Genomic DNA, 17,683 nt, shown 5'->3' with positions numbered 1-17,683 from the left:
GAACGGCTGCCGCCGGCACTTCCACTGCCGGCGGCAGCCTGCTCAGGAGGCCCGAGCGGCCACTAGCTGTCCGTCACCATGAGGGACGCCATCATGCCCTCGTCCTCGTGCTGCAGCAGATGGCAGTGGAGCATGTACATGTACGTGTCGTCGGAGAAGTCCGTGAACTCCATGGCGATCACGATCGAGCCGCCGCCGACCACCTCGTAGGTGTCGTACCAGCCGAGCTGGACGCCGGTCGGATCCGCGCCGTTGATGGAGATCAGCTGGTACGGCACGTCGTGCAGGTGGAACGAGTGCTCCAGCTGCGTGCTGTTCTTGATCGTCCAGATCTCCTTGGACCCCAGCGTGGTGCTGATCATGGCCATGGAGGACATGCTGGTCCCGGCCTTCCCGTCGATCAGCATGGTGCCGCCGCTGTTGCCGAGGGTGATGGTGCGGGCCGTGAAGTCGCTGGTGTCGTACCGGTCGATGGTCCGCAGCGAACTGGGCAGGTCGTCCGGGGTGTCGGTGCCGCTCGCGGTCACCGCCAGGAAGTCGTACGTGCCGCTGCCGCCGCGGACCCAGCCGGTGGTGATGACCGCCTGGAGGGTGACGTCGTCCGACATATCCATGACCATCTCGGCGCGGGCGCCGGCCACCAGCCGGATCGTGGTGACGTCCGCCGCCTCGGCCAGGTAACCCTGGTCGCTGGCGATCTGGGTCATGGTGCCGCCGTCGCTGCGCTGGATGACGATGATGTCCGACGGCGAGGCGTTGAGCAGCCGGAACCGGGTCCGGGTCTTGGTCGCGGTGAAGGTGAGTGTGGTGTCGTCGACGTTGGTGCCGTTGACCAGCAGCGGGAAGGCCGTGGCCGCCAGGTAGCCGGTGAGGTCGTACTTGATGTCGCCGGCGGCGTTGACGGCCAGGGACTGGAAGATCAGCGGGATGTCGTCGGTGCCGTAGGTGGTGGGCAGGTCGGCGCTGGTGGTGTTGTCGCTGTCGTCGACGATGATCATGCCGGCCAGGCCGTGCACCGCCTGCTTCGCCGTGGTGCCCAGGGCGTGCGGGTGGTACCAGAGCGTCATCGGCTCGTCCTTGACCGTGAAGGTCGGCGACCAGGTGTCCCCGTCGGAGAACGCGACCTGGGGACCGCCGTCCATCTTGGCCGGGACGTGCGCGCCGTGGAAGTGGACCGTGGTGTCCTCGCCCAGGCTGTTGGTGATGTTGAGCACGTTGGTGTTGCCCTTGACCCACTTCATGGTGGGACCGAGGAACGACTGGTTGTAGCCCGCGGTGGTGCTGGTGACGCCGGTGAGCACCTCGGCGGTGCCGGTCTTCGCCTCCAGCGTGAAGGTGGTGGTGCTGTCGGAGGTGGTGCCCTCAAGGAGGTCCGGGATGGTCAAGGTGGCGGTGTTGGTCGCCGCGTTGGCCTTGTTGCCCTTCGCGTCGGTCAGCAGGGCGAAGGACGCGCCGGCCGCGGCGACGGCGCCCAGACCGACCCCGGCCATGCCCCCGAGGAACTTCCGGCGGTGAACACCCTTGCCGCGCTTGGCCGTTCCCTCCTTGGAGTGTTCGGCGTCGGTGGTGCGCTCAGCCTTGGAGTGCTCGGCCTTGGCGCCCTCCGCGCCCTTGGCACGACGGCGCCTGCCGCCGGTGACCTGCTCTTCTTCTCTGTTCGCCTCGAAGGCGGGATCCGTGGTGTGGGTCATGGCCCCGGATGTTTGTCCTGGGGTCTGTGCGAAATCTGAGGCGAAGTTAGGAACGAACCGGCGGAACTGTGAGTCGGCCGTGGAAGCTTGCAATGCTTAACTCCCTTGAAAACAAGGTGAGTTGAGCAGACGCAGCTGGCGCCACGGGTGTGGGACGCAACGGACACAGGATGCGCGCAGCGCGACCACAGGATAACGATTGAGTCACAGGTGGAACTGGGTGTCAGGGCTGTCCGACACGCCGAACGATCCCCATGTAGCGATCCCAGTCCCAGTGCCTGCCCGGGTCGGTGTGATCCGTCCCCGGCACCTCCGCATGACCGATCACGTGCTCGCGGTCCATGGCCATGCCGTACCGCCGGCATATCGCGGCCGTCAGCCGCGCCGAGGCCGCGTACATCGCGTCGGTGAAGTCCTCCGGGCGGTCCACGAAACCCTCGTGCTCGATGCCGACACTCCGCTCGTTGTACGACCGGTTGCCCGCGTGGAACGCCACGTCCAGCTCGCGGACCAGCTGGGTGATCCGCCCGTCCTTGCGCACGATGTAGTGCGCCGCCGCCTCGTGCGCCGGGTCCTGGAAGACCTTCACCGCGCTCGCGTAGCCACCCTGGGTGACGTGGATGACCACCCGGTCGATCGGGTAGTCGTCCGGCCGGTTCGCCGTCCGGTAGTTCGCGGGCGACGCGGCCACCCAGCGCGCGCCTCTGAAGTCCACCGCGCCCGCCACCCGCGCCTTGTGCACGCCCGGCAGCCGCCAGTACAGCCGCGTCAGCTCGTCCCTGGTCAGTGCCGCCGTGCCGACGGCCGCCGCTGCCCCGCCGACCAGCAGCGCCCGCCGCCCGATCCGCCGGTCCCGGTCTCCCGCCGCTGTCCGATCCGCCCCCATGTGATCCCCAACGGATACTCGCGGGCTCCGGTTCCCGCGCCCCCTTACCCTGGAGGGGTTATGACTGACACCCCGCAGCGCACCCGCCCCCTCCGCGTCCTCGCCGCCATGTCGGGCGGCGTGGACTCCGCCGTCGCCGCCGCCCGCGCGGCCGAGGCCGGCCACGACGTCACCGGCGTCCACCTCGCGCTCTCCGCGAACCCGCAGTCCTTCCGCACGGGCGCCCGGGGCTGTTGCACCGTCGAGGACTCCCGCGACGCCCGCCGCGCCGCCGACGTCATCGGCATCCCGTTCTACGTCTGGGACCTCGCCGACCGCTTCCGCGAGGACGTCGTGGAGGACTTCGTCGCCGAGTACGAGGCGGGCCGCACCCCCAACCCGTGCCTGCGCTGCAACGAGAAGATCAAGTTCGCCGCGCTGCTGGACAAGGCCCTGGCCCTGGGCTTCGACGCGGTCTGCACCGGCCACTACGCGCAGGTCGTGACGCTCCCCGACGGCTCCCGCGAGCTGCACCGCGCCTCCGACATGGCGAAGGACCAGTCCTACGTCCTCGGCGTCCTGGACGAGCAGCAGCTCGCGCACGCCCTCTTCCCGCTCGGCGACACCCTCACCACCAAGGACGAGATCCGCGCCGAGGCCGAGCGCCGGGGCCTCGCGGTCGCCAGGAAGCCCGACTCGCACGACATCTGCTTCATCGCCGACGGCGACACCCAGGGCTTCCTCGCCCGGCGCCTCGGCAGGGCCGAGGGCGACATCGTCGACGAGTCCGGCACCAAGGTCGGCACCCACGAGGGCGCGTACGGCTTCACCATCGGCCAGCGCAAGGGCCTGCGCATCGGCCACCCCGCCGCCGACGGCAAGCCGCGCTACGTCCTCGACATCTCGCCGGTGGACAACACGGTGACGGTCGGCCCGGCCGCCGCCCTCGACGTGACCGGGCTGACCGCGATCAAGCCCCGCTGGTGCGGCACCGCCCCCATTGGCCCCGGCCGCTACACCGCCCAGCTGCGCGCCCACGGCGGCGAGACCGAGGCCGCCGCCGAACTGGTCGACGGCGAGCTGCGCGTCACGTTCACCGAACCGGTCCGCGGCGTCGCCCCCGGCCAGGCGGTCGTCCTGTACGACGGCACCCGCGTCGTCGGCTCGGCGACGATCGCCTCGACGGTCCGGCGTCAGCCGGCGGCGTCGACCTCGACCTCGTAGAAGCAGAGGTGGTCCTTGATCCGGGCGACGTCGGCCTTCGGGTCGGGGTACGCCCAGACCAGGTCCGGCGCGTCCGGCAGGGACCAGTAGGAGGCGGTCCCCTTGAACGGGCAGACGGTGTGCGTCCCGGAGGGCGTGAGGAGGTCCAGCCGGACGTCCTCGGCGGGGATGTAGTAGCGCACGGGAGACCCGGTCTCCCGCAGGACGAGGGGCCGGTCGCTCTCGGCGAGCACCAGGTCCCCGTGCGTGACGCGGACGTGCTGCTGGGACTGCTCGATGGTGATCGTGTGTCCAGAGGCCATGAAGGGGTAAGTCCGACAGGCGGTTACTTGTTCCCCACGTGCGCCGGGGCGCCCCTTCAGGGGCGCGGGGCCGCATTCGGTATGCGGCTACCGCCGCGTGGGCGCGACCAGCCACACACGACCCGCACCCGCCAGACGGCCCTGCATACCCTGACCCCATGCGCATCTGTGTGTTCCTCTCCGCCGCCGACCTGGACGACCGCTACACCCGCCCCGCCCGGGACTTCGCGAAACTGATCGGCGAGCGCGGCCACTCCCTCGTCTGGGGCGGCTCGAACGTCGGCCTCATGAAGGTCGTCGCGGACGGCGTCCAGGAGGCCGGCGGCAAGCTGATCGGCGTCTCCGTCGGGTTCCTCGCCAACAAGGCCCGCCCCGGCGCCGACGAGATGGTCGTCGCGGCCGACCTCGCGGAGCGCAAGCGGCTGCTCATGGAGAAGGCCGACGCCGTGGTCATCATGGTCGGCGGCACCGGCACCCTCGACGAGGCCACCGAGATCCTGGAGCTGAAGAAGCACGGCCGCACCGACAAGCCGGTCGTCCTGCTCAACACCGCCGGCTTCTACGACGGCCTGAAGGAACAGTTCCGCCGCATGGAGGCCGAGGGCTTCCTGCCGCGCCCCCTGGCCGAGCTGATGTTCTTCGCCGAGGAACCCGCGGAGGCCCTGGCCCACCTGGAACAGGGTCCCGGCGCCCGCTGATGCGAGCATGTCCCCCATGGCAACTCATGTGATCACCGGTGCCGGTTCCGGCATCGGCGCCGCCGTGGCCCGCCGCCTGCACGCGCGCGGGGACGAACTCGTGCTGCACGCGCGCGACGCGGGCCGCGCGAAGGAACTGGCCGCCGGGTTTCCCGGCGCCCGCACCCTGGTCGGCGACCTGGCGGACCCGGACAAGCTCTCCTGGGCCTTCTCCCACCAGACCCTCCCGGACCGGGTGGACTCGCTGCTGCACATCGCGGGCGTGGTCGACCTGGGCGAGGTCGGCGAGCTGACCCCGAAGTCCTGGCGTCACCAGCTCAACGTCAACCTGATCGCACCGGCCGAGCTGACCCGGCACTTCCTGCCCCAGCTCCGCGCCGCCCGCGGCCACGTGGTCTTCGTGAACTCCGGCGCGGGACTCGCCGCGCACGCGGGCTGGTCGGCGTACGCGGCCTCCAAGCACGGCCTGAAGGCGCTGGCCGACTCCCTGCGCGCCGAGGAGCACGGCCACGGTGTCCGGGTCACCTCGGTCTACCCGGGCCGCACGGCGAGTCCGATGCAGGCGAAGGTCCACCAGCAGGAGGGCAAGGAGTACGACCCGGCGCGCTGGATCGCCCCGGAGTCGGTGGCGACCGCCGTCCTGACCGCCCTGGACCTGCCGACGGACGCGGAGATCAACGACCTGACCGTGCGCCCCGGCCCGTTTTCCGGCTAGACGCTCCGCTGGAAGGGCCGCGACACGCCGTCTGTCGACCGCGGCGCCGCCGTGGCTGGTCGCGCAGTTCCCCGCGCCCCTTTCAGGGCGCTGCTCACCGCAGCGTCAGCCGCCCCCGGAAGTTCTCCGGCACCGGTGCGAACCGCAGGGCCATCGTGACCGCCTCCGGGTGGTCCACGGTCAGCCGGTAACGCGTGCACAGCAGGTGGCACAGGGCCATCAGCTGGACGACGGCGATGTTCGCGCCGATGCACTTCTTGGGCGCCCAGCCGAACGGCACGTAACAGGTCCGGTCCGCCGGGCCGTGCGGCGCGCCCGGCAGGAACCGGTCCGGGTCGAAGACGTCGGGCTGTTTCCAGACCCGCTCGTCACGGTGGATCAGGTGCGGGCTCAGCAGATACCACTGCCCCGGCTCCAGCCGGGTTTTCCCGAGGTCGAAGCCGAACGTGGAGCGGCGCACCAGCAGCAGCGGCGGGCTCCACATCCGCAGCACCTCCTTCACGAACCGGTGGGTGACCGGAGCCGCCGTGGCGGGCGCCGTACGGAACTCCACCGGGTCCACGGCACTCAGCTCGGCTTCGAGGCGGCGCCGCCACTCGGGCTGCCGGACGAACTCGTACAGCACGCTCGCGGCGGCGGTGCCGGGCGGGCCCCCGATGGCGGTGAGGACGGTGGTCACCACGTCCAGCGCCCGGTCCATGCCGAGTTCCGGCAGCAGGTCCACGAAGGGGTCGGCGAGGTCCGCCTCGCGCCCGCGGCGGCCGCCGGCGCGCTGTCGCAGGACCCGGCGCACCACCAGCCCGGCCCGTATCTGCACGGCGAGGTGCCGCAGGTGGTGCAGGACACCGCCGGGCGCGGGCGACACCAGCCGCGCCAGCTTCATCTCCAGGTCCCGGCGGACCAGGTCCTCCTCGGCGCCGGTGAGCCCGCCGAGCGCGACCGGCAGCAGCGACCGCAGCGCCACGTCCTGCGTCAGCATGGTCAGGTCGGTGTCCTGCCCGGTCCGCGCGTCCAGCACCCGCTGCATGCGCTCGATCAGCAGACCGTGCTGCTCCGCCGTCGCCAGGGTGTGCAGCTGGGTCATCCAGGCCGCGCGGATCCGGCTCCACCGCATCTCGGGACTGCGCCGCCGGCGCACCATGTCGACCAGCCGGTCGTGCATGACGTACCGCTGCCAGTTGACGGCGCTGACCCGGCGGGCCGCCTCCGGCTCGAAGACCCCGAGCCGCTGGTCGTCGACCCAGAAGACGCCCTCCTCCCGGGCGCTGCGCAGCCGCATGGAACTCAGGAAGTCCTCGGGGTGCTGCGGGGTGGTCATCGTGGGCGATCCCCTCTGGGAGCGCGGGGAGCCGACCGGCTGTCGCCTCCCCGCGCGGGCCGGTCAGATGTGGTGGTACAGGTACCAGAACTGCCCGTACGTGCGTCGGACGTTGAGGACCGACATCGTCTTGAGGTACAGCGCGCGCATGCTGGTTCACCTCCTCTCGGGACAGCCGTCGGGACGGCTCAGCGTCGCGGTGAACCGCGGCGGAGCCAGCGCCGGACCCACCTGGGGCCCACCGCCGTCAGAGGTGACCGACACACGCCAGTCACGGGTGAGGAGGCCCACCAGGTCCTCCAGCAGCCGTACGGTGACGGTCGCGCCCGCACAGGTGTGCGGACCGAGACCGAACGGCAGGTAGGCCCCGTCGGGCGGGCCCTCGGCCCAGCGCTCCGGGACGAACTCGTCGGGCCGCTCCCAGTACGCGGGGTGCCGGTGCGCCAGGTAGCTGCACACCATCAGCCGGTCCCGGGGCGTGACCGGCGTGCCGCCCAGCTCCTGCGGGCGGCTCGGGGTGCGGGCGAACAGCCACGCCACCGGCCACAGCCGCAGGGCCTCGCGGACGGTCCGGCCCGGGTCCGCGGCGGCCCGCTCCGGGTGCGTGCCCAGCAGCAGCACCGACCAGCCGAGCGCGAACCCGATCGACCCGGCCGTGGCGAACAGGAACGACAGGTAGACCTCGACGAGTTCACGCGGATCCGCGGCCGGGCCGCCCCCGCCGACGACCACGTCGACGAGGTCGCGCGGTCCCGCCGGATGGTCGAGCGGCCGCGCCGCGCGCTGCCGGGCGCTTATCTCGGTGTGCAGGGCGTGCAGCGCACGGCGCCGGAACAGCAGCCGGGACGCGGCCCGCCGACGTTGCCGGGCACCCGCCAGCACCGCGCGGGCGACGATCGCCTCCACCGTGCGGTGCAGGTGGGGCGGGGCGTCCGGGTGCAGCAGCACCTCGCGCAGATGCCGCAGGACGAGCAGGTTGCCGGCGTCCGGCCACTCGCTGCACGGCGCCAGCAGTTCGGCGACCAGCCCCGGCAGGTCGGCCCGGTGGTCCTGGAGATGGCGCTGCATCAGGCCCCGGGCCGCGCGGCCGACGGCGATCTGCGCCGAGCGCGGCCCGAAGACGCCGTGCCGGTGGTGGTAGAAGTCGGAGGTCTCCGCGACGACCCCGTGCCGGTTGCCCATGACCGCCCGCACCGCCTCGGGACCGGCCACGCACACCCCGCCGCCCAGCGCCGAGCGCCACACGTCGGCCGACCCGCCTTCGAACTCCGCCTTCAGCAGGGCAAGTTCGTCGACGGGTGCGGGACGCTGCGACGACGACGTCATGGGTGTCCTCCCTGGGCGGTCACGGGACCGGTCTGCGGTACGACGGACCCAGCGTGCGCAGCGGGCCGCGTCCTGTCGCCCGCTGTGCCGGTGAGCGGAACAGGCGCACCGGGTACGGGACACGCCCCGTGGCCCTTCGGCGAGCGCGGCCGGACCTGTCCGACGAGCCGCTCCCGCCGGAGTCCCGGGCGCCGCGCACCAGGATCCGGACCCGCACGGGAACCCGCGCGCCGCCCCTCGGGCCCGGCGGCGGGCGAGTGGCGGGAGCGGCCGTCCGGCCACCGCCGCCCACCGCGCCGCCCGCCCCGCTTAGGCTCCTCACGTGAACGCACTCTCCGACTTCGGCCCGGCCACAGGCGTCGGCTCCCTGCCCGGCACCGACTCCCGCGAGGCCGCCAAGACCGCGACCGGCAGCTTCGAGGACTTCCCCTTCCTGCCCGAGCTGCCCGCCCGCGGCCCCGGCGCCGACATGATCGGCCGTACCGCGGGCCTGCTCGTCGAGCTGTACGCGCGCGTGGAGCCCAGCGGCTGGCGGCTCGGCGACCGGCCGGGCCGGGACACCCGGCGGGCCGTCTCCTGGCTGGGCGAGGACCTGGACGCGCTGGAGGAGTTCACCCAGGAGTACCAGGGTCCGGTGAAGGTGCAGGCGGTCGGCCCCTGGACGCTGGCCGCCGCCCTGGAGCTGCGCAACGGCGAGTCGGCCCTGTCCGACCCGGGCGCCTGCCGTGACCTGGCCGCCTCCCTCGCCGAGGGCCTGCGGCTGCACCTGGCCGAGGTGCGGCGGCGGATCCCCGGTGCCCGCCCGGTGCTGCAGCTCGACGAGCCGTCCCTCACCGCCGTCCTGCGCGGCCAGGTGAGATCCGCCTCCGGCTACCGCACCCACCGCGCGGTCGACCGCCAGGTCGTCGAGTCCACCCTGCGCGACGTGATCGGCGTGCACGCCGACGGCCCGGTGCTCGTCCACTCCTGCGCCCCCGACGTCCCCTTCGCCCTGCTCCGCCGCGCCGGATCGGCCGCCGTCTCCTTCGACTTCTCGCTCCTCACCGAACGTGACGAGGACGCGATCGGCGAGGCGGTGGAGGCGGGCACCCGGCTCTTCGTCGGTGTCGTGCCGGGCACGGACGCGGCATTGTCGGACCCTGCCGGTAGCGTCATGGGTGTCAGGACGCTGTGGCGCAGGCTGGGGCTGCGACCGGGGCTTCTCGCGGAGTCCGTCACGGTCACCCCGGCGTGCGGGCTGGCGGGTGCTTCCCCCGCGTACGCCCGGCAGGCGCTCGCCCACTGCGTCCGGGCGGCGAGATCACTCGCGGACAACCCAGAGTAACGGGAGGAAACACGGTGGCCGGCGACAAGCAGCAGGCGGAGACGGCAGTGCCCGCCGAGGCACGGGAGAAGCACGCGCGGCTCGCTGAGCAGATCGAGGAGCACCGCTTCCGGTACTACGTGAACGACGCCCCGGTCGTCAGCGACGCGGAGTTCGACAGGCTCCTCAAGACGCTGGAGGCGCTGGAGGACGAGTATCCCGGGCTGCGCACGCCCGACTCACCGACCCAGAAGGTCGCGGGGGCGTACGAGACGGAGTTCACCTCGGTCCAGCACCGCGAGCGGATGCTGTCGCTGGACAACACGTTCAACGACGACGACCTCGCGGCCTGGGCCGAGCGGATCCACAAGGAACTGGGCGAGCAGGAGTACCACTTCCTGTGCGAGCTGAAGGTCGACGGCCTCGCCGTCAACCTCACCTACGAGCACGGCCGGCTGACCCGCGCGGCGACCCGCGGCGACGGCCGTACCGGCGAGGACATCACGCCCAACGTCCGTACGATCGCCGAGATCCCGGACCGGCTGCACGGCGAGCGGGTGCCCGGCCTGGTCGAGATCCGCGGCGAGGTCTACTTCCCGATGGAGAAGTTCGCCGAGCTCAACGAACGCCTGGTCGCGGCCGGCGACAAGCCGTTCGCCAACCCGCGCAACGCGGCGGCCGGTTCACTGCGCCAGAAGGACCCGAGGGTCACCGCCGGCCGCCCGCTGCACATGGTCGTGCACGGCATCGGCGCCCTGGAGGGCTTCGAGGGCCTGAACCGGCTCTCCGAGGGCTACGACCTGCTCAAGACCTGGGGACTGCCGACCTCCCCGCACAACAGGGTGGTCGACGACCTCGACGGGGTACGGGAGTTCATCGCCTACTACGGCGAGAACCGGCACTCCGTGGAGCACGAGATCGACGGTGTCGTCGTGAAGCTGGACGAGATCCGGCTCCAGGGACGCCTCGGTTCGACGGCCCGCGCCCCGCGCTGGGCGATCGCCTACAAGTACGCGCCGGAAGAGGTCAACACCAGGCTGATCGACATCAAGGTGGGCGTCGGCCGCACCGGCCGCGTCACGCCGTACGCGCAGGTCGAGCCGGTCACCGTGGCGGGCAGCGAGGTGGAGTTCGCCACCCTGCACAACCAGGAGGTCGTCAAGGCCAAGGGTGTGCTGATCGGCGACATGGTGGTGCTGCGCAAGGCCGGTGACGTCATCCCGGAGATCCTCGGCCCGGTCGTCGACCTGCGGGACGGTAGCGAGCGGGAGTTCGTGATGCCGGCCGAGTGCCCCGAGTGCGGCACGCCGCTGCGGGCCATGAAGGAGGGCGACATCGATCTCCGGTGCCCCAACGCCCGTACCTGCCCGGCCCAGCTGAGAGAGCGCGTCGCCTACCTCGCGGGCCGCGAGTGCCTGGACATCGAGCACTTCGGCGGGGTCGCGGCCGCGGCGCTCACCCGGCCGCTGGAGCCGGCCGACCCGGCGCTGGTCGACGAGGGCGACCTGTTCGACCTCACCGTCGAGAAGCTGCTGCCCATCAAGGCGTACGTCCTGGACCCGGACAGCGGGCTGCCCAAGCGGGACCCGAAGACCGGGGAGGAGAAGGTCGTCACGGTCTTCGCCAACCAGAAGGGCGAGCCCAAGAAGAACACCCTGGCGCTGCTCCAGAAGATCGAGGAGGCCAAGGCCCGCCCGCTCGCCCGCTTCCTCAACGGCCTCTCCATCCGGCACGTCGGACCGGTCGCCGCGCAGGCGCTCGCCCGAGAGTTCCGCTCCGTCGACCGCATCGAGCAGGCCACCGAGGAGGAACTGTCGAACATCGACGGCGTCGGCGGCATCATCGCGACCGCGCTCAAGGAGTGGTTCGCCGAGGAGTGGCACCGCGAGATCATCCGAAAGTGGAAGGCCGCCGGAGTGCCGCTGGAGGACGAGTCGACCGGAGAGGACGAGGGGCCGCGTCCGCTGGAGGGCCTGACCGTCGTCGTCACCGGGACGCTGGAGCACCACACCCGCGACGGCGCCAAGGACGCGCTGCAGAGCCGCGGGGCCAAGGTGACCGGCTCGGTGTCCAAGAAGACATCGTTCGTGGTCGTGGGTGAGAACCCCGGGTCGAAGTACGACAAGGCGATGCAGCTGAAGGTTCCGGTCCTGAACGAGGACGGATTCGCCGTCCTCCTGGAGCAGGGACCGGACGCGGCGGCCGAAGCGGCCCTTCCGACCGAGGAGTAGCGGTTGAAGGCCACCCGTTCGGCGCATATCAGATGCATACGGGTGGCCGGGACGCAATCGGGCAACCGTCGACGACCGCTGCCCGTGGAAGCCTTCCGCGGCCTACTGTTGGGACATGCGCCTGCCGTGCCCAGCTGCGGTCGGGGCATTCCCGTGCCCCGGCAGGGCACGGACCGCACGGCGTGGGCACCGCCGGCTGTGAGAGGGACGGGAATGGAACCGACCGAGAGCGCCGCACCGGGCGCGCGGCCGCCGCTGCGCCGCCGGGTGTGCGCGTGGCGGGGGAGCCGGTGGACGGTGCGGGGCGATCGGCGCCCGGGTATGCCGGGCGCGCCCGGCATACCGGTGGTCGGCATCGCGGCGGAGGCACGCGACCCGCTGCCGCTGGCCGCGGTCGAACCGCCCCCCGGTCTGGTCGGCACCGATCACGAACGGCACCTGTCCTGGCCCGCGCTGCCCGCCGGGGTCGTCGCGGCCGCGGCGTTCGTCCTCGGCGCGGGCTTCTACCGTGCCTTCAGCGACAACCACGCCCTCTTCCCGTCCGGCACGGTCGGCTGGTCGCTGGCCGTGCTGACCGGCATCATCGTCGGCCACCTCGTCCTGCTCGGCCGCGCCCGCTGGTGGGGCGGCACCGGCTCCGGAGCCGCCCTCACCCTCGCCGTGCTGCTGCTGTACGGCTGGGTGCCCGCCGGCATGGTCAGCCTCACCGTCGTCGTCCTGGTCGGCATAGCCAGACGCCACCGCTGGCGGCAGGGTGTCCTGCACGGCGCGGTGGACATCCTCGGCATCGGTGCCGGCGCGCTGGTGCTCGGTGCCTTCGGCCGCGTCCCGACCGTCGAGTCGCCCTGGAACCCGGTCGGCTGGACGGTCGCCGCCGCCCCCGAGGTCGTGCTCGTCGCGGTCGCCTATCTCGCCGTCACCCGCGCCCTGCTCTGGTACCTGCACGCGCCGCGCGGCGGCGGGCTGCCCACCGTCGCCCGCACCGCCCTGATGCGCCAGGGCCTGGTCGCCGTCGCCCTGCTCGGCATCGCCCCGCTGATCTGCGTGGTCGCCGTCGCGCAGCCGCTGCTGCTGCCGCTGTTCGCCATCCCGCTGTTCGCCCTCGACTCCACCCTGTGGATGGCGCGGGCCCGCGCCGAGGAGCAGTTGCGCGACCCGCTGACCGGACTGCCCAACCGGCAGTGGCTCCTTGAGCGGATCTGGACCGCCCTCGACGACGCCGAACGCATCGGCGCCCGCTCCGCCCTCATGCTGATCGACCTCGACCGGTTCCGTTCGGTCAATGACACGCTCGGCCATCTCGCCGGTGACCGGCTGCTGCTCCAGATAGCCGACCGGCTGCGGGCCGCGCTGCCGCGCGGTGCCGAGGCGGCCCGGCTCGGCGGCGACGAGTTCGCGGTGTTACTCCCGGTCGCCGACTCCACGACCTCGGCCACCCGGGTGGCCCGCGGCCTGGTCACCGCCCTCTCGTCCCCGCTCGACCTCGACGGCCTCACCCTCGTGCTGGAGGCCAGCGCGGGGGTCGCCGTCTTCCCCGACCACGCGCTCGACGCGGAGGGGCTGCTGCGCCGGGCGGACGTGGCGATGTACCAGGCCAAGCGGGACCGTACCGGCGTCGAGGTGTACGAGTCCAAGCGGGACTCCAACACCCCCGACCGGCTGGGCCTGCTGGGCGACCTGCGGCGCGCCCTGGACGCCCACGAGGTGCAGCTGCACTACCAGCCGAAGGTCCGCTTCGACGGACAGGTGGCCGGACTGGAGGCGCTCGTACGGTGGGTGCACCCGGAGCGCGGGAAGGTGCCGCCGGACGAGTTCATAGCGATCGCCGAGTCGTCCGGGCTGATGCCCCATCTGACGGAGTACGTGCTGGAGACCGCGCTCGGGCAGGTCGCCCGGTGGCGGGCGCAGGGGCTGAGGGTGCCGGTGGCGGTCAACGTCTCGCCGCGGGACGTCCACACGCCCGGGTTCGCGGGCCTGGTGGCGGCGCGGCTGGCCCGGCACGGGGTGCCGGCCGGGGCGCTGCAGCTGGAGATAACCGAGCATGTGCTGCTGGAGGACCCGCAGCGGGCCGCCGACACCCTCGCGGGGCTGCACGGGCACGGCGTGAAGATGTCGCTCGACGACTTCGGCACCGGGTACTCGTCGCTGGTGCACCTGCGGCGGCTGCCGGTGAGCGAGCTGAAGATCGACCGGTCCTTCGTGGCCCGGCTGGCGGTGGACAACGAGGACGCGGAGATCGTGCGCTGCACGGTCGACCTCGCGCATTCGCTGGGGCTGCTGGTGGTCGCGGAGGGGGTGGAGGACGACGAGACGTGGGAGCGGCTGCGGGACCTCGGGTGTGACGCCGTGCAGGGGTGGCTGGTCGCGGCCGCGATGCCGCCGGAGGAGACCACGGCGTGGCTGCTGGCGCGGGGGTCGCGGGGGTGGCAGCGGCCGCGGGCGGCTCTGCCGGCGGCCGAGTAGTCTCCCGCCCGCCCGTTCACCGTCTCTCAAGAGGTGAGCGTCGCCCGTGGGGGTGCGGTGGTGTCGGCGGGTGCGGGTGCGTCGTGGTTGCTCGCGCAGTTCCCCGCGCCCCCAAGAACAGGGGCGTTGCCCCTACGGAGTGACGAAGCGGCCGATCAGGAGCCGCAGCCTCTCCTCGTGGGCCTCCTCCGGCAGGCGGGTGCTGCGCGTCAGTGTGACCAGGCCGTGCAGGCCTGCCCAGAACGTCTCGGTCAGGATGCCGGGGTCGTCGCCGGCCGCGGCGATCGGCTCCACCGCCTGTGACAGTTCGCCGAACGCCGCCCACAGGGCCTGCGGAGCCTCCTGGGTCGCGAACGGCAGGTCCACCCGGTGGGTGAACATCGCGTCGTACAGGGCGGGGCGCCGGCGGCCGAAGGACGTGTACGCCTCCGCCACCGCCGCCAGTGACTCCCGGGTGCCCTCGGCCGCCGTACGCGCCGCCCGCAGCTCCGCCGCCATCTCCGCGAAGCCCTGGACGGCCACCGCCGCCATGATCGCGTCCTTGCCCTTGAAGTGGCTGTAGAGGACCGGCTGGCTGTACTCGATCTCGGCGGCCAGCCGGCGGGTCGTCACCGCGTCCCAGCCCTCGGTCTCGGCGAGTTCGCGCGCGGCCGTGACGATCAGCTGCTCGCGCTCTGCCCGTTCGCGTTCCCGGCGGTTCTGAATCGACATGCTCCGGATTCTAGCATCGCTAGTCATTCTGCCGACGCTCTGCTAGCTTCGATATCAGTCCTAGCGCTGCTAGAAAACTATCGACAGAGGGGTCACCATGACCGTCACCGCCTACACGCTCGCCGTCCTGCTCGACCTGTTCTGCCTGTTCCTCGGCTACCGGTTCCTGTTCCGGCCGGGGCCCGCCGCCGCCGGATACGGCGTGCCGGCCGACCCCGAGGGCGACGCCGGCGCCTTTCTCGCCGTCAAGGGCGTCAGGGACGGCACGCTCGGCGTCGTGGGGCTCGCGCTGCTGGCCTTCGCCGGAGCGCGTGCCGAGGCCTGGTTCATGCTCTGCGTGGCACTCGTGCCGCTCGGGGACATGCTGATAGTCCTGCGGCACGGTGGCACGCGGGCCGTCGCTCTCGGGATCCACCTCGCCACCGCGATCGTTGTCCTGATCAGCGCCGCGCTCCTGTTCCTCGGGTGAACGCCGCAGCCATCAGCAGGAGCTCCGCGCATGTCGCTGTTCGTACCGGAGTCCGACGAGTCCGTGATCCTGCGGGAGGCCGAGGCCGAGGCGGTCGGCGGTGACCCGGTCGGCGTCAGACTGCTCGCCGACAGCAACGCCACCGGCGCCGCCGTCGTCACCGCCGGACGCGGCGACCTGATCGTCATCACACCGGGCGAGCGGTACGACAACCACTACCTGCGGAGCGAGGCCTGGGACACCCGTCGCTGAAACCGTTTAACGGGTACCGGCCCGTGCCCCATAGGATTGGCTCCAAACCACACACACTCACCCCAGAGGAACGCTGCATGCCTGGCATCACGCGCGAGGAGGTCGCCCACCTCGCCCGGCTGGCGCGTCTGGAGCTGAAGCCCGAAGAACTCGAACACTTCGCCGGCCAGCTCGACGACATCATCGGCGCGGTCGCCCGCGTCAGCGAGGTCGCCGACCAAGACGTACCGCCGACCTCGCACCCGCTGCCGCTGACGAACGTCATGCGCGCGGACGAGGTCCGTCCCTCGCTCACCCCCGAGCAGGCGCTCTCCGGCGCCCCGGCCCAGGAGCAGCAGCGTTTCAAGGTGCCGCAGATCCTGGGGGAGGACTAGACAGTCATGACGGACATCATCAAGCTCACGGCCGCCGAGACCGCCGCGAGGATCGCCGCCGGTGAACTCACCGCCGTACAGGTCACCGAGGCCCACCTGGCCCGGATCGAGGCCGTCGACGAGAAGGTGCACGCCTTCCTGCACGTCGACCGCGAGGGCGCCCTGGCGCAGGCGCGTGCCGTCGACGAGAAGCGGGCCAGGGGCGAGAAGCTCGGCCCGCTCGCCGGCGTACCGCTCGCGCTGAAGGACATCTTCACCACCCAGGGCATTCCGACGACCGTCGGTTCGAAGATCCTCGAAGGCTGGATCCCGCCGTACGACGCCACGCTCACCAAGCGGCTGAAGGCCGCCGACGTGGTCATCCTCGGCAAGACCAACATGGACGAGTTCGCCATGGGGTCCAGCACCGAGAACAGCGCGTACGGGCCCACCGGCAACCCCTGGGACCTGACGAAGATCCCCGGTGGCTCCGGCGGCGGCTCGTCCGCCGCCCTCGCCTCCTTCCAGGCGCCCCTGGCCATCGGCACCGACACCGGCGGCTCCATCCGCCAGCCGGCCTCCGTGACCGGCACGGTGGGCGTCAAGCCGACCTACGGGGCCGTGTCGCGGTACGGCATGGTCGCGTTCTCGTCCTCCCTGGACCAGGGCGGGCCGTGCGCCCGTACGGTCCTGGACGCGGCGCTGCTGCACGAGGTCATCGCCGGGCACGACCCGCTGGACTCCACGTCCATCGACGCGCCCGTCCCGCCGGTCGTCGAGGCCGCCCGCAACGGCAGCGTCGAGGGCATGCGCGTCGGTGTCGTCAAGCAGTTCCGCGGCGAGGGCTACCAGGCCGGTGTCATCCAGCGGTTCGACGAGTCCGTCGCGCTGCTGAAGGAGCTGGGTGCCGAGATCGTCGAGCTGGACTGCCCGTCCTTCGACCTCGCGCTGTCGGCGTACTACCTCATCGCGCCGAGCGAGTGTTCGAGCAACCTCGCCCGCTTCGACGGCCTGCGCTACGGCCTGCGGACCGGCGACGACGGCACGCACTCCGCCGAGGAGGTCACCTCCCTCACCCGTGCGGCGGGCTTCGGCCCGGAGGTGAAGCGCCGCATCATGCTCGGCACGTACGCCCTGAGCTCCGGCTACTACGACGCGTACTACGGCTCCGCCCAGAAGGTCCGCACGCTCATCACGCGCGACTTCGAGAAGGCCTTCGAGCAGGTGGACGTCATCGTGTCGCCCACGACGCCGACCACCGCCTTCCCGATCGGCGAGCGCGCCGACGACCCGATGGCGATGTACCTGGCCGACCTGTGCACCATCCCGACGAACCTGGCGGGCAACGCGGCGATGTCGCTGCCCTGCGGTCTCGCCCCGGAGGACAACCTCCCGGTGGGCCTGCAGATCATCGCCCCGGCGCTCAAGGACGACCGGCTCTACAAGGTCGGCGCCGCCGTCGAGGCCGCCTTCGTGGAAAAGTGGGGCCACCCGCTCCTGGAGGAGGCACCGTCGCTGTGAGCAACGCACTGTCGAAGGCCAAGGGCTTCAAGAAGTCGAAGTCCGGTACGTACCTGTCCATGGCCACCACCGCGTTCGGTGCGGTCGGTGTCGCCAAGCAGATCAAGAAGGCCCGCGCCGAGCACGACACGCTCCGGCTGATCGACGCCACCGTGTCCGCCGTCGCGATCGTCACCGGTTTCGCCCTGCTGTACCGCGAGCTGAAGCGGCTGGGCGACGACGACGTCCTGCTGGGCTGAGA

Annotated in this window: 18 protein-coding genes; 11 read left to right on the top strand and 7 right to left on the bottom strand. The window is 71.9% G+C overall.

Translation table 11 applies throughout. The features are described from left to right. Positions 1–62: 62 nt before the first annotated feature. Both IEZ11_RS20025 and IEZ11_RS20020 read right to left on the bottom strand, forming a co-directional pair. Positions 63–1,691 carry a multicopper oxidase family protein gene (locus IEZ11_RS20025; protein WP_189264159.1) on the bottom strand — a complete coding sequence of 543 codons (1,629 nt, stop codon included), beginning with the start codon at positions 1,689–1,691 and terminating at the stop codon, positions 63–65. 223 nt (positions 1,692–1,914) lie between these two features. Continuing rightward, the gene (locus IEZ11_RS20020; protein ID WP_189264158.1) at positions 1,915–2,577 is read right to left on the bottom strand and encodes an N-acetylmuramoyl-L-alanine amidase; all 663 of its coding nucleotides are present in this window, start codon (positions 2,575–2,577) and stop codon (positions 1,915–1,917) included. Between the two features lie 60 nt (positions 2,578–2,637). Here IEZ11_RS20020 and mnmA point away from each other — a divergent pair, with 60 nt between their 5' ends. Next, the gene (gene mnmA, locus IEZ11_RS20015) at positions 2,638–3,780 is read left to right on the top strand and encodes a tRNA 2-thiouridine(34) synthase MnmA (protein WP_189264157.1); all 1,143 of its coding nucleotides are present in this window, start codon (positions 2,638–2,640) and stop codon (positions 3,778–3,780) included. On the opposite strand, the gene IEZ11_RS20010 is transcribed toward mnmA, so the two are convergent. Continuing rightward, on the bottom strand, positions 3,750–4,082 hold the full coding sequence (locus tag IEZ11_RS20010; protein ID WP_189264156.1) for a DUF427 domain-containing protein: 333 nt from the start codon (positions 4,080–4,082) through the stop codon (positions 3,750–3,752). The genes mnmA and IEZ11_RS20010 overlap by 31 nt on opposite strands. Positions 4,083–4,240: 158 nt before the next feature. Here IEZ11_RS20010 and IEZ11_RS20005 point away from each other — a divergent pair, with 158 nt between their 5' ends. Together IEZ11_RS20005 and IEZ11_RS20000 are read left to right on the top strand one after the other, a co-directional pair. Beyond that, positions 4,241–4,780, top strand: a complete 540-nt coding sequence (locus IEZ11_RS20005; protein WP_189264155.1) for an LOG family protein — start codon at positions 4,241–4,243, stop codon at positions 4,778–4,780. Between the two features lie 16 nt (positions 4,781–4,796). Continuing rightward, the gene (locus tag IEZ11_RS20000; protein ID WP_189264154.1) at positions 4,797–5,495 is read left to right on the top strand and encodes an SDR family oxidoreductase; all 699 of its coding nucleotides are present in this window, start codon (positions 4,797–4,799) and stop codon (positions 5,493–5,495) included. A 94-nt stretch (positions 5,496–5,589) separates the two neighbouring features. On the opposite strand, the gene IEZ11_RS19995 is transcribed toward IEZ11_RS20000, so the two are convergent. The 3 genes from IEZ11_RS19995 to IEZ11_RS19990 all read right to left on the bottom strand — a co-directional run bounded on the left by IEZ11_RS19995 (position 5,590) and on the right by IEZ11_RS19990 (position 8,139). Continuing rightward, positions 5,590–6,813 carry a cytochrome P450 gene (locus IEZ11_RS19995; RefSeq protein ID WP_189264153.1) on the bottom strand — a complete coding sequence of 408 codons (1,224 nt, stop codon included), beginning with the start codon at positions 6,811–6,813 and terminating at the stop codon, positions 5,590–5,592. A 63-nt stretch (positions 6,814–6,876) separates the two neighbouring features. Further along, the gene (locus IEZ11_RS52830; RefSeq protein ID WP_472980689.1) at positions 6,877–6,963 is read right to left on the bottom strand and encodes a hyalucidin A family RiPP precursor; all 87 of its coding nucleotides are present in this window, start codon (positions 6,961–6,963) and stop codon (positions 6,877–6,879) included. 6 nt (positions 6,964–6,969) lie between these two features. Continuing rightward, on the bottom strand, positions 6,970–8,139 hold the full coding sequence (locus tag IEZ11_RS19990; protein ID WP_189264152.1) for a cytochrome P450: 1,170 nt from the start codon (positions 8,137–8,139) through the stop codon (positions 6,970–6,972). A 322-nt stretch (positions 8,140–8,461) separates the two neighbouring features. On the opposite strand from IEZ11_RS19990, the gene IEZ11_RS19985 reads away from it, so the two are divergent. From IEZ11_RS19985 to IEZ11_RS19975, 3 genes are all read left to right on the top strand, one after another. Then, complete coding sequence (locus tag IEZ11_RS19985; RefSeq protein ID WP_189264151.1) at positions 8,462–9,463, top strand: methionine synthase; 1,002 nt, start codon at positions 8,462–8,464, stop codon at positions 9,461–9,463. 14 nt (positions 9,464–9,477) lie between these two features. After that, on the top strand, positions 9,478–11,673 hold the full coding sequence (ligA, locus tag IEZ11_RS19980; protein ID WP_189264150.1) for an NAD-dependent DNA ligase LigA: 2,196 nt from the start codon (positions 9,478–9,480) through the stop codon (positions 11,671–11,673). 213 nt (positions 11,674–11,886) lie between these two features. Further along, on the top strand, positions 11,887–14,136 hold the full coding sequence (locus IEZ11_RS19975; RefSeq protein WP_189264149.1) for a putative bifunctional diguanylate cyclase/phosphodiesterase: 2,250 nt from the start codon (positions 11,887–11,889) through the stop codon (positions 14,134–14,136). 132 nt (positions 14,137–14,268) lie between these two features. Here the strand turns inward: IEZ11_RS19975 and IEZ11_RS19970 are convergent, their stop codons facing one another. Further along, positions 14,269–14,847 carry a TetR/AcrR family transcriptional regulator gene (locus IEZ11_RS19970; protein WP_189264148.1) on the bottom strand — a complete coding sequence of 193 codons (579 nt, stop codon included), beginning with the start codon at positions 14,845–14,847 and terminating at the stop codon, positions 14,269–14,271. Between the two features lie 97 nt (positions 14,848–14,944). Here IEZ11_RS19970 and IEZ11_RS19965 point away from each other — a divergent pair, with 97 nt between their 5' ends. The 5 genes from IEZ11_RS19965 (at position 14,945) to IEZ11_RS19945 (ending at position 17,681) form a co-directional block, all read left to right on the top strand. Next, positions 14,945–15,316, top strand: coding sequence for a DUF4267 domain-containing protein (locus IEZ11_RS19965; protein WP_189264147.1), 372 nt, complete (start codon positions 14,945–14,947; stop codon positions 15,314–15,316). 30 nt (positions 15,317–15,346) lie between these two features. Next, the gene (locus IEZ11_RS19960; protein WP_189264146.1) at positions 15,347–15,568 is read left to right on the top strand and encodes a hypothetical protein; all 222 of its coding nucleotides are present in this window, start codon (positions 15,347–15,349) and stop codon (positions 15,566–15,568) included. Positions 15,569–15,645: 77 nt separating this feature from the next. Then, positions 15,646–15,942 carry an Asp-tRNA(Asn)/Glu-tRNA(Gln) amidotransferase subunit GatC gene (gene gatC, locus IEZ11_RS19955; RefSeq protein ID WP_007384860.1) on the top strand — a complete coding sequence of 99 codons (297 nt, stop codon included), beginning with the start codon at positions 15,646–15,648 and terminating at the stop codon, positions 15,940–15,942. A 6-nt stretch (positions 15,943–15,948) separates the two neighbouring features. Further along, positions 15,949–17,442, top strand: coding sequence for an Asp-tRNA(Asn)/Glu-tRNA(Gln) amidotransferase subunit GatA (gatA, locus tag IEZ11_RS19950; protein WP_189264145.1), 1,494 nt, complete (start codon positions 15,949–15,951; stop codon positions 17,440–17,442). After that, positions 17,439–17,681, top strand: coding sequence for a hypothetical protein (locus tag IEZ11_RS19945; protein ID WP_089098594.1), 243 nt, complete (start codon positions 17,439–17,441; stop codon positions 17,679–17,681). The genes gatA and IEZ11_RS19945 overlap by 4 nt, the downstream gene beginning before the upstream one ends. Positions 17,682–17,683: the final 2 nt, after the last annotated feature.

The organism is Streptomyces fuscichromogenes (assembly GCF_014645815.1).
Classification (GTDB): domain Bacteria; phylum Actinomycetota; class Actinomycetes; order Streptomycetales; family Streptomycetaceae; genus Streptomyces; species Streptomyces fuscichromogenes.
This window is presented reverse-complemented; position numbering and strand designations above follow the sequence as displayed.

Coding starts and splice junctions, on each gene's coding strand:
- IEZ11_RS19995 (WP_189264153.1), bottom strand. CDS start 6,813: ATGACCACCCCGCAGCACCCCGAGGACTTCCTGAGTTCCATGCGGCTG.
- IEZ11_RS20020 (WP_189264158.1), bottom strand. CDS start 2,577: ATGGGGGCGGATCGGACAGCGGCGGGAGACCGGGACCGGCGGATCGGG.
- IEZ11_RS52830 (WP_472980689.1), bottom strand. CDS start 6,963: ATGCGCGCGCTGTACCTCAAGACGATGTCGGTCCTCAACGTCCGACGC.
- IEZ11_RS20005 (WP_189264155.1), top strand. CDS start 4,241: ATGCGCATCTGTGTGTTCCTCTCCGCCGCCGACCTGGACGACCGCTAC.
- IEZ11_RS19965 (WP_189264147.1), top strand. CDS start 14,945: ATGACCGTCACCGCCTACACGCTCGCCGTCCTGCTCGACCTGTTCTGC.
- IEZ11_RS19975 (WP_189264149.1), top strand. CDS start 11,887: ATGGAACCGACCGAGAGCGCCGCACCGGGCGCGCGGCCGCCGCTGCGC.
- gatC (WP_007384860.1), top strand. CDS start 15,646: ATGCCTGGCATCACGCGCGAGGAGGTCGCCCACCTCGCCCGGCTGGCG.
- IEZ11_RS19960 (WP_189264146.1), top strand. CDS start 15,347: ATGTCGCTGTTCGTACCGGAGTCCGACGAGTCCGTGATCCTGCGGGAG.
- mnmA (WP_189264157.1), top strand. CDS start 2,638: ATGACTGACACCCCGCAGCGCACCCGCCCCCTCCGCGTCCTCGCCGCC.
- gatA (WP_189264145.1), top strand. CDS start 15,949: ATGACGGACATCATCAAGCTCACGGCCGCCGAGACCGCCGCGAGGATC.
- IEZ11_RS20000 (WP_189264154.1), top strand. CDS start 4,797: ATGGCAACTCATGTGATCACCGGTGCCGGTTCCGGCATCGGCGCCGCC.
- IEZ11_RS19970 (WP_189264148.1), bottom strand. CDS start 14,847: ATGTCGATTCAGAACCGCCGGGAACGCGAACGGGCAGAGCGCGAGCAG.
- IEZ11_RS20010 (WP_189264156.1), bottom strand. CDS start 4,082: ATGGCCTCTGGACACACGATCACCATCGAGCAGTCCCAGCAGCACGTC.
- IEZ11_RS20025 (WP_189264159.1), bottom strand. CDS start 1,691: ATGACCCACACCACGGATCCCGCCTTCGAGGCGAACAGAGAAGAAGAG.
- IEZ11_RS19990 (WP_189264152.1), bottom strand. CDS start 8,139: ATGACGTCGTCGTCGCAGCGTCCCGCACCCGTCGACGAACTTGCCCTG.